Source organism: Stenotrophomonas sp. P5_A8, assembly GCF_056400545.1.
This window is the reverse complement of sequence record NZ_JBFULB010000148.1, coordinates 1-9,444: the sequence shown is the minus strand read 5'-3', so window position 1 is coordinate 9,444 and position 9,444 is coordinate 1. Positions and strand designations below refer to the sequence as shown.

12 protein-coding genes are annotated in these 9,444 nt (G+C 68.8%); 10 read left to right on the top strand and 2 right to left on the bottom strand.

Annotated features, from left to right (window positions below; all coding sequences use genetic code 11):
* The 3 genes from AC1DQP_RS11910 to AC1DQP_RS11900 all read left to right on the top strand — a co-directional run.
* Positions 1 to 567: acyl-CoA thioesterase (locus AC1DQP_RS11910; RefSeq protein WP_478051658.1), on the top strand; the 567-nt coding region annotated here is incomplete at its 5' end.
* A 1-nt stretch (position 568) separates the two neighbouring features.
* Complete coding sequence (locus tag AC1DQP_RS11905) at positions 569 to 1,072, top strand: putative signal transducing protein (protein WP_457319535.1); 504 nt, start codon at positions 569 to 571, stop codon at positions 1,070 to 1,072.
* Positions 1,073 to 1,324: 252 nt separating this feature from the next.
* On the top strand, positions 1,325 to 2,530 hold the full coding sequence (locus AC1DQP_RS11900; RefSeq protein ID WP_478051657.1) for a sigma-70 family RNA polymerase sigma factor: 1,206 nt from the start codon (positions 1,325 to 1,327) through the stop codon (positions 2,528 to 2,530).
* Positions 2,531 to 2,584: 54 nt separating this feature from the next.
* On the opposite strand, the gene AC1DQP_RS11895 is transcribed toward AC1DQP_RS11900, so the two are convergent.
* The gene (locus tag AC1DQP_RS11895) at positions 2,585 to 3,190 is read right to left on the bottom strand and encodes an EF-hand domain-containing protein (RefSeq protein ID WP_478051656.1); all 606 of its coding nucleotides are present in this window, start codon (positions 3,188 to 3,190) and stop codon (positions 2,585 to 2,587) included.
* Between the two features lie 153 nt (positions 3,191 to 3,343).
* Between AC1DQP_RS11895 and AC1DQP_RS11890 the strand changes: the two genes are divergently transcribed.
* Together AC1DQP_RS11890 and AC1DQP_RS11885 are read left to right on the top strand one after the other, a co-directional pair.
* On the top strand, positions 3,344 to 4,099 hold the full coding sequence (locus AC1DQP_RS11890) for an arginyltransferase (protein ID WP_457318643.1): 756 nt from the start codon (positions 3,344 to 3,346) through the stop codon (positions 4,097 to 4,099).
* 37 nt (positions 4,100 to 4,136) lie between these two features.
* Positions 4,137 to 5,342, top strand: coding sequence for an endonuclease/exonuclease/phosphatase family protein (locus AC1DQP_RS11885; protein WP_457318642.1), 1,206 nt, complete (start codon positions 4,137 to 4,139; stop codon positions 5,340 to 5,342).
* 88 nt (positions 5,343 to 5,430) lie between these two features.
* On the opposite strand, the gene purT is transcribed toward AC1DQP_RS11885, so the two are convergent.
* Positions 5,431 to 6,618 (bottom strand): formate-dependent phosphoribosylglycinamide formyltransferase, encoded by a 1,188-nt coding sequence (purT, locus tag AC1DQP_RS11880; protein ID WP_457318641.1) that lies wholly within the window; start codon positions 6,616 to 6,618, stop codon positions 5,431 to 5,433.
* A 124-nt stretch (positions 6,619 to 6,742) separates the two neighbouring features.
* On the opposite strand from purT, the gene AC1DQP_RS11875 reads away from it, so the two are divergent.
* The 5 genes from AC1DQP_RS11875 to AC1DQP_RS11855 are packed head-to-tail and all read left to right on the top strand — an operon-like array spanning position 6,743 to position 9,340.
* Positions 6,743 to 7,612: an SPFH domain-containing protein gene (locus AC1DQP_RS11875; RefSeq protein WP_256777158.1), complete on the top strand. Its 870-nt coding sequence runs from the start codon at positions 6,743 to 6,745 to the stop codon at positions 7,610 to 7,612.
* A 3-nt stretch (positions 7,613 to 7,615) separates the two neighbouring features.
* Complete coding sequence (locus tag AC1DQP_RS11870; RefSeq protein WP_256777159.1) at positions 7,616 to 7,795, top strand: type II toxin-antitoxin system antitoxin; 180 nt, start codon at positions 7,616 to 7,618, stop codon at positions 7,793 to 7,795.
* Positions 7,792 to 7,968 carry a DUF4177 domain-containing protein gene (locus AC1DQP_RS11865; protein WP_256777161.1) on the top strand — a complete coding sequence of 59 codons (177 nt, stop codon included), beginning with the start codon at positions 7,792 to 7,794 and terminating at the stop codon, positions 7,966 to 7,968. Before AC1DQP_RS11870 ends, AC1DQP_RS11865 begins: the two co-directional genes overlap by 4 nt.
* A 1-nt stretch (position 7,969) precedes the next feature.
* Positions 7,970 to 8,524: a PH domain-containing protein gene (locus tag AC1DQP_RS11860; protein WP_457318639.1), complete on the top strand. Its 555-nt coding sequence runs from the start codon at positions 7,970 to 7,972 to the stop codon at positions 8,522 to 8,524.
* A 9-nt stretch (positions 8,525 to 8,533) separates the two neighbouring features.
* Positions 8,534 to 9,340 (top strand): M15 family metallopeptidase, encoded by an 807-nt coding sequence (locus tag AC1DQP_RS11855; protein WP_478051655.1) that lies wholly within the window; start codon positions 8,534 to 8,536, stop codon positions 9,338 to 9,340.
* The last annotated feature ends 104 nt before the right edge of the window (positions 9,341 to 9,444 follow it).

The window sequence follows — 9,444 nt, the reverse complement described above, 5'->3', positions numbered from 1 at the left end:
GCCGAGACCGGGGCCGAGCACCAGCACAAGATGCCCGAAGTGCCGCAGCCGGAAGACATCGAACCCAACCGTCCGCTGCCGCCGGAAGTGCTCGAGCGGCTGCCGATCAAGGTGCAGCGCTGGCTCTCGCGCGGCGGCCCGTTCGAGTTCCGCCATGTCTACCCGCGCGACGAACTTCATCCGCCCAAGCGCCCGCCCTACCACCAGGTGTGGCTGCGCCTGAATGAAACCGTGGGCGATGCGCCCGAGCTGCACCAGGCGCTGCTGGCCTACGCGTCGGACTTCCACCTGCTCGGCACCGCGACCTTCCCGCACGGCATCAGCTATTACCAGCCGCACGTGCAGATGGCTTCGCTCGACCACGCGATCTGGTTCCACCGTCCGTTCCGCGCCGACGACTGGCTGCTGTATTCGCTGGACAGCCCCAGCGCGCAGGATTCGCGCGGGCTGGCGCGTGGCCAGTTCTTTACCCGCGACGGCCTGCTGGTGGCCAGCACCGCCCAGGAAGGCCTGATCCGCGTCGTGCCCGACAGTGACGCGGCCGCCGCCGTGCCGGCCAAGGACTGACATGAGACAGATATTCAACAGCCAGCGCGTGGAGACCGTCGAAGGCGTGGCCAAGCTGCTGCGCGACGCCGGCATCGAAGTGCGCATCACCAACGGGCGCTCGTACCACAGCAAGCGCGGCAGTCAGTTCAGCTACCTGGACACCAGCAAGAACACCACCCACCCGACCCTGTGGGTGGTGCACGCCAACGACCAGCCGCGCGCGCGCGAAATCCTGCGCGATGCGCGCCTGCTGGAAACCACCCGCCGCGACCACCCCACCGCCGAGTTCGCTTTCCGCGACCAGGTGGGCGAGGTCGCGCCGCGCCGCAACTGGGCCTGGCGGATCCGGATCGGCCTGCTGCTGGTCATCGCCGCCGTGGCGATGGTGGTGGTGATGCATCACCGCAGCGCCCCCGCCGTGGCCCCTGCCCCGGTGGTACAGCCGGCCCCGGCCGCCGCCCCGGCCCAGCCCGCACCGCCGGAAGATGACGAAGTCCGGGTGAGAATCCAGCCCGCCAAGTAGTGCCGGCCGCTGGCCGGCTGCTTCTGCGGGCGGGTAGCTGCGGAGCCGGCCAGCGGCCGGCACTACCTGCGGGCGGGTAGCTGCAGAGCCGGCCAGCGGCCAGCACTACCTGCGGGCGGGTATCTGCGGAGCCGGCCAGCGGCCGGCACTACCTGCGAGCGGGTATCTGCGGAGCCGGCCAGCGGCCGGCACTGCCCGGTCACATTCCGTCGCTGCGGTCGTCATACTCGGCTCACCCCCGGGAAGGACGCCATGACGCTGCTGCTGACCACCACCCTGGAACGCGACCTGCCCGCCGCCGCCAAGGGCTGCACGCAGTCCTATGGCCGCATCGTGCTGGCCWGCCAGAACACCGTCACCGCGATCGCCCTGGCGATCACCCGTGACGTGCAGGCCAGCGAAGACATCGCCCAGGAAGCCTTCATCAAGGCCTGGCAGCAGCTCACCCAGCTGCACAACCCGTCCAGCTTCCTGCCCTGGCTGCGCCAGATCACCCGCAACCTGGCCCGCGACTGGCTGCGCGCCAACCGCGGCCGACCGCTGTCCGGCGAAGCGGCCGAGATCGCGATCAACATGGCCGCCGATCCCGGCCCGACCGCGCCCGAGCGGATGCAGCGGGTGGAAGAAGAACTGGCGGCCGAGGAAATCATCTCGGCGCTGCCCGAAGACGCCCGGGAAACCCTGCTGCTGTACTACCGCGAAGGCCAGAGTTCGCAGCAGGTGGCCGAGCTGCTGGGCCTCAGCGACGCGGCGGTACGCAAGCGGCTGTCGCGCGCCCGCGCCAGCGTGCGCGAAGAGATGCTGCGCCGCTTCGGCGACTTCGCCCGCAGCAGCGCCCCCAGCGCCGCCTTCGCCACCACCCTGGCCTCGGTGCTGATCATCGCCGCCCCCGGCACGGCCAGCGCCGCGATCCTGCTCGGCACCGGACTGGGCACCAGCAAGCTGGGCCTCGGCGGTGCCACGTTGTCCGGCGGCACCGCGCTGGGCTCGTTGAGCGCCGCGCTCAGCCAGACCGCCGCCCCCGGCCAGATGTTGGGCATCGGCACGGTCGTCGGCAGCCTGCTTGGCGGCATGCTCGGCAGCTACCTTGGCGGGCGCTATCTGCTGTCCTACGCGGAAACCCCGCGCGAGCGCGAGCAGGTCCGCGCATTCGTGGTCCTCAGCAGCGTCACCGCGCTGGTGATGTGCCTGTCGGTGCTGATGCTGAGCGTGCTGGAGGCACCGGTCTGGCTGCTGCTGACTGCGATGGCGGCGGGCATGGGCGCAGTGAACTATCAGTGCCTGTTCCCGCTGCAGAAAGTGATGGCGCCCATGCTGGCGCGCGATGCCGCCCGCCATGGCCGCCGTGGACCGAACTGGAAGTACCAGCTGATGTACGGCCGCGCGGCGATCGTGGTGGTCACCCTGGGGGTGGCGATCCTGGTGCTCTACAGCCTGCGGCAGACCGGTCGGCTGTAGAAACGACACAGCGCCGGTCGATGACCGGCGCTGTGTGTTTACCCGTGGATCGGCTTACTTGGTGGCCGGTGCCTTCGGCGGCATCGGCGGCTTGCCATCGCGGTGCTTGCCATCGCCGTGGCCCCCACGCGGACCACCGAACGGGCCCTTGGCGGCGTCGAACTCGGCCTTGCTCAGCTGGCCGTCCTTGTTGGTATCGGCTGCGGCGAACCAGGCGTCACGGTGCTGCTTCATGCGCAGCTCGCGGTCGGCCTTGTCCAGGTAGCCGTCCTTGTTGACATCCATCTGGTCGAAGCGGGCGGCCAGGCGCGGATCGGCCTTGGCTTCCTCGCGGCTGATGCGGCCATCCTTGTTGGTGTCCAGCTTGGCCATCCTGTCACCGCCGCCACCCGGGCCACGCCCATGCCGCTTGCCGTGCCAGCGCGGCATTTCCTCGCGCGAGAGCTTGCCATCCTTGTTCTTGTCCAGGGAGTCGAACTGCGCGGCCAGGYGCGGGGCCTTGGCCGCCTCGGCACGGTCGATGACGCCATCGCCGTTGGTGTCGAGCGTGGGGCGGGCCGGCGGGTCGGCGGGCGTCGGCGCATCGGCGGCGACCGCCAGGCCGGCAGCGCCGGTGGACAGCAGCAGGGCCAGCAGCAGAAGGGGTTTGCGATTGCGCATGGATCACTCCGGTTCGTAAGGTATCGGCGTGCGGTGCGTGGCACCCACACCGGTAACAACGCCCGGGCGGCGGCGGCGTTGACAGCCTGGCCGGCGATGTTCATTTGGCAGACAGTCGCGCCCCCTGCGACGCCCCGGCGCTATGCTGGGCGCATGGCAATACACGGCGACCGCGACGACGAGCTGCGACTGTTCCAGACCGGTGACCACCCTTGTGGTTACTGGCCGGAACGGGCCGCGCGCGACCTGGTGCTCGATCCCCAGGACGCGCGCCTGGGCACGCTTTACCCGATGGCGCTGAGCTGGGGCTTCCGCCGTTCCGGCGACCTGGTGTACCGGCCGCACTGCGCCAACTGCCACGCCTGCGTGTCGGTGCGTGTGCCGGTGGCGCGCTTCGCCCCGGACCGCAGCCAGCGCCGCTGCCTGGCTCGCAACGCCGACCTGGAAGTGCGGATCGTGGCCGCCGAGCAGACCGAAGAGCAGTTCGCGCTCTACCACCGCTACCTCACCCACCGGCATGCCCAGGGCGGCATGGACGAACACGGCCCGCATGAGTTCGACCAGTTCCTGATCGGCCAGTGGGCGCAGGGCCGCTTCATGGAACTGCGTGCGCCCGCCGAGGCTGGCCGCCGTGGCGCCCTGCTGGGGGTGGCGGTCACCGACGTGACCCCGCAGGGGCTGTCGGCGGTGTACACGTTCTTCGACCCCGACCAGGCCCACCGCAGCCTGGGCACCTTCGCCATCCTGCAGCAGATTGCCTGGGCCCGTCGCGAGCAGCTGCCGCACCTGTACCTGGGGTATTGGATCCGCGACCACCGCAAGATGGACTACAAGCGCCGCTTCCGCCCGCTGGAGGCTTACGACGGCCGCCGCTGGCACGCCTTCGACGACGAACTGGACGGGCGTTGACGCAGCATTGCAATGCGTCCGGGTGCAAAATAGGCCGATGAACGCCCATCCCCTGATCCTTGCCCTGGCCCTGCTGTGCAGCGCCTGCGCCCAGTCCCCTGCCAAGACCGCCGCCATGCCGGAAGCCCCCACCGCGCCGCTGCGGATCGCCACCTACAACACCTCGCTGTACAACGACGAGACCGGCGGGCTGATCGCCGAGCTGGAAGGCGACAGCGAACACGCGCGCAAGATCGCCGCGGTGCTGCAGCAGGTGCGTCCGGACCTGGTGCTGCTCAACGAGTTCGACTACGACGACGCGCACCGTGCGGCCGACCTGTTCCAGCAGCGCTACCTGGAAACCGCCCAGCCCGGCGGCGCCGAGCCGCTGCACTACGCCTACCGCTACCTGGCCCCGGTCAATACCGGCGTGCAGAGCGGGCTGGACCTGGACAACAACGGCCAGATTGGCGGCGACGGCCGCGCGCGCGGCAACGATGCGTGGGGCTACGGCCTGCACCCGGGCCAGTACGGCATGCTGGTGCTGTCGCGCTACCCGATCGACGCGGCCAAGGTACGCAGTTTCCAGCTGCTGAAGTGGAGCACCCTGCCCGGCGCGCTGCGCCCGATCGACCCGCGCACCGGCAAATCCTTCTACAACGACCACGTGTGGTCGCAGCTGCGGCTGTCGTCCAAGTCGCATTGGGACGTGCCGGTGACCACCCCGAACGGCGTGGTGCATGCCTTGGTCTCGCACCCGACCCCGCCGGTGTTCGACGGGCCGGAAAAGCGCAATGCCGCGCGCAACCACGACGAACTGCGGCTGTGGCAGGAATACCTGTCGGCCGGCAGCAAACCGTGGCTGTGCGATGACCGCGGCCAGTGCGGCGGCCTGCAGCAGGACGCGCGCTTTGTGATCCTGGGTGACCTGAACAACGATCCGGTCGATGGCGATGGCCGCCACGAGGCAATCGTGGAGCTGATCGAACATCCGCGCGTACTGCGCTACCCGACCCCGCGCAGCGTGGGTGCCGAGCAGACCAGCCTGGCATATGCGGAAAAGGGCATCGCGCGCAAGGGCGCGCCCTTCCATGCCACCGGCGATTTCGGCCCGAAGGCCGGCACCATGCGCCTGGATTACGTGCTGCCGTCGGTCGGTTTCAGCTACGTGGGCAGCGGCGTGTTCTGGCCGGACAACAACCGCCCGGAGGCGAAGATCGCCGACGGCAGCGATCACCACCTGGTGTGGGTGGATGTGAAGTAACCCGCAGTACCACGGTCAAGAAAACGGCGGGCATTGCCCGCCGTTCTTGCATCTGCAGTACGTCGCCGGAAGACAACGCGCGGCAGGATCAGGAGTGCAGTTCGATCCCGATTGCCTGGGCCGCCTCACGCGCGATCTTCCGCGCGTCCTCGATATCGGCGCCCCGCGCCAAGGTCACGCCGACGCGGCGATGGCCATGCACGGTGGGCTTGCCGAACAGGCGCAGCGATGAATCCGGATGTTCCAGCGCGGCGGCGACGTTGCTGAAGAACGGGACGCCTTCGCCATGGGCCAGCATCGCGCACGACGCCGAGGGACCGTTCTGGCGGATCAGCGGAATCGGCAGGCCGAGGATGGCGCGCGCATGCAGCGCGAATTCGCTCAGTTCCTGCGAGGCCAGGGTGACCAGGCCGGTGTCGTGCGGGCGCGGCGAGACTTCGCTGAACCACACCTCGTCGCCCTTCACGAACAGCTCCACCCCGAACAGGCCCCAGCCCCCCAGGTCGTCGGTGATCGCCTGCGAGATTTCCTCGGCACGCGCCAGCGCGCGCGGCGACATCGGCTGCGGCTGCCAGCTTTCGCGGTAGTCGCCGTCCTTCTGCCAGTGCCCGATCGGCGCGCAGAACGAGGTGCCTGCGGCGTGGCGCACGGTGAGCAGGGTGATTTCGTACTCGAAGTCGATGAAGCCTTCGACGATGCAGCGGCCGGCGCCGGCGCGGCCGCCGGTCTGCGCGTATTCCCAGGCCGGGGCGATGTCGCTCTCGCTGCGCAGCGTGCTCTGGCCCTTGCCCGAGGAGGACATCACCGGCTTGACCACGCACGGCAGGCCGATCACGGCCACGGCGGCGCGGTAGTCGGCCTCGGTATCCACGAACCGGTAGGGCGAGGTCGGCAGGCCGAGGGTTTCGGCGGCGAGCCGGCGGATGCCTTCGCGGTCCATGGTCAGGCGTGCGGCACGCGCGGTGGGCACCACGCGCTGGCCGGTTTCCTGCTCCAGCTGGACCAGGGTTTCGGTATGGATCGCTTCGATCTCCGGCACGATCAGGTGCGGCTGCTCCTTGGCGATCAGCGCGCGCAGCGCCATCGCATCGAGCATGTCGATCACATGCGCGCGGTGGGCGACCTGCATCGCCGGCGCGTCGGCGTAGCGGTCGGCGGCGATCACCTCCACCCCCAGCCGCTGCAGCTCGATGGCGACCTCCTTGCCCAGTTCGCCCGAGCCCAGCAGCAGGACGCGGGTGGCGGAGGGAGACAGCGGCGTACCGAGCGTGGTCATGGCGGTTCCGGACATTAGGGGGCGGGAGGGCATTCTAGAGCGTCGGCCGGAAAGCGGGCAGACCGACTTGCATTGTGATATCAATTTGATATCTTTTGATTCAATTGCCCAAGGACGCCCCGCCATGAAAGAGAAGACCCTCCGCTCACTGTCCGGCCTGCCGTTCCTGCTGCTGGTGCTGGTCCTGCTGGGGCTGTCGGTGTGGCTGTTCATCTCCGGCGCGCGCGCGTTCCCGGTGGCGCCCACCTGGATGCTGAGCGGCGTGGCGCTGGCCATCCTGGCCCTGCTCAGCCTGACCGGCCTGTACACCGTGCAGCCCAACCAGGCGGTGGTGGTGAGCCTGTTCGGCAAGTACGTGGGCACGGTCAAGGACAACGGTCTGCGCTGGAACAACCCGTTCTTCAGCAAGAAGAAGGTCAGCCAGCGCGTGCGCAACTTCGAAAGCGGCAAGCTCAAGGTCAACGAACTGGACGGCAGCCCGATCGAGATCGCCGCGGTGATCGTGTGGCAGGTGGTCGATGCCTCCGAGGCGGTCTACAACGTGGACGACTACGAGAGCTTCGTGCACATCCAGTCCGAATCGGCGCTGCGCGCGATGGCCACCAGCTACCCCTACGACCAGCACGAGGACGGCCAGCTGTCGCTGCGCAGCCACGCCGCCGAAATCTCCCAGCACCTCAAGGACGAACTGGCCGAGCGCCTGGCCGACGCCGGCGTGCAGGTGATCGACGCGCGCATCAGCCATCTCGCCTACGCCCCGGAAATCGCCCAGGCGATGCTGCAGCGCCAGCAGGCCAATGCGGTGATCGCCGCACGCACGCGCATCGTCGCCGGTGCGGTGGGCATGGTCGAAATGGCGCTGGCCGAACTGCAGAAGAACGGCGTGGTGCAGCTGGATGAGGAGCGCAAGGCGCACATGGTCAGCAACCTGCTGGTGGTGCTGTGCTCGGACCGCGGCACCCAGCCGGTCATCAATGCCGGGTCGTTGTACTGAGCCATGAGCGAGAAGAAAGCCTATCCGCTGCGGATCAACGCCGACATCCTGGCGGCGTTGCAGCGCTGGGCCGATGACGAGCTGCGCAGCGCCAACGCGCAGATCGAGTACGTCCTGCGCGATGCCCTGCGCAAGGCCGGCCGCCTTCCCAAACCCGATTCGAGCAAGGAGAGCAAGGAATGAGCAAGCGCTGGAGCTATTTGACCGTCGAGCTGCAACCGTCGTGGACGGGGTTGAAGCCGGATGAGATGCAGGCCGAACTCAACCGGCACGGCCAGCTCGGCTGGGAACTGGTGAACGTGCTGCAGACCCAACCGATGGGCGTGGCGCTGTTGATCTTCAAGAAGGAGATCTGAGATGGCCGCGCCCTCGCCTGCCGTCAACGACTTCGCCGTCGCCCCGGCCCCGGTCTGGCACCTGCTGTGGCTGTGGGTGCCCATGCTGGCCAGTGCGGCGCTGATCGTGGTCACCACGCTGCAATCGGACCAGCGCACGCCATACGAACTGGGCTTCACCGTGCCCTTCCTGGTGGTGCTCACTGCCGTGCTGAGCGCGATGTTCTTCCGTCGCCGCATCCGCCTGCAGGACCGTCAGCTGGAGGTGGTCTCCACGTTCTATCGCAAGCGCGTGCCGGTGCAGGACATCGTGCTGGAGCGCGCACGCGTGGTGGACCTGGCCGAGCATGGCAGCCTCAAGCCGACGACCAAGACCAATGGCTACGGCATGCCGGGATTCCAGTCCGGGCACTACCGGATGCGCGACCGCAGCAAGGCGTTCTGCCTGCTCACCGACAGCAGCCGCGTGCTGTACCTGCCGCTGCGCGACGGCAGCGCGCTGGTGATCAGCCCCGAGAACCCGCGCGCGCTGCTGACGGCCCTGCAGGCGCTGGCCGCGCCCGGCCGCACGCACTAAGCTGACCCCATGCGCCGCGCCCCTGCCCTGCTGATCAACMCCGCCGACATCGAATTGTGGCCCGGCGGCCTGCTGCGCGCGCGCAGCAACGCCGACGCGCGTGCACTGGCCCAGGCGCGTTGGGTGCTTCGGCGCAAACGCGATGGTCGCTACCTGGCGGTGGTGTCCGCGCATGGGGTGCTGCCGCTGGTGCCACGGCTGATGCGCGAACACGGCATCGAGGCCGCGCTCGATGCGCTGGACGCGCAAGGGCTGGCACAAGGGCGCGGCAGGGCGGACGCATCCCTGCTGCCGCTCAGCGGCCTCCAACAACGGCTGGAACAGCTCGGCATCGATGCAGACGCGTATGAAAAGGCAACCGGCCTGGCGCTGGAGGCCGAACCGGCGCACCTGCGCCTGGCCGGCGTCGACCGCTACCGCCGTCCGCTCTGGCTGCGTCGCAGTGCCGCGCGCGGGTGGCAGCGTCTGCGCCAGCAGGCGGCGGTAGATGGGATCGCGCTCGATGCGATCTCCGGTTATCGCAGCCATGCCTACCAGCTGGGCATTTTCGAGCGCAAACGCGCGCGCGGCCTGGACGTTTCCGACATCCTCAAGGTCAATGCCGCCCCGGGCTACAGCGAGCACCACAGCGGCTTCGCGCTGGACATCGGCACACCCGGCGAGCCACCGGCCGAAGAGGGTTTCGAACACACGGCGGCATTTGCCTGGCTGCAGCAGCACGCGGACCGTTTCGGGTTCCAGCTGAGCTACCCGCGCGACAACCCGCATGGCATCGTCTACGAACCGTGGCACTGGTGCTGGCACCAAACCGGGTAGTGCCGAGCCATGCTCGGCAGCTTCTGTCTGCTGGGTCTGCAAGCCTGGTAGTGCCGAGCCATGCTCGGCAGCTTCTGCCTGCCGGGCCAGCGAACGTGTAGAGC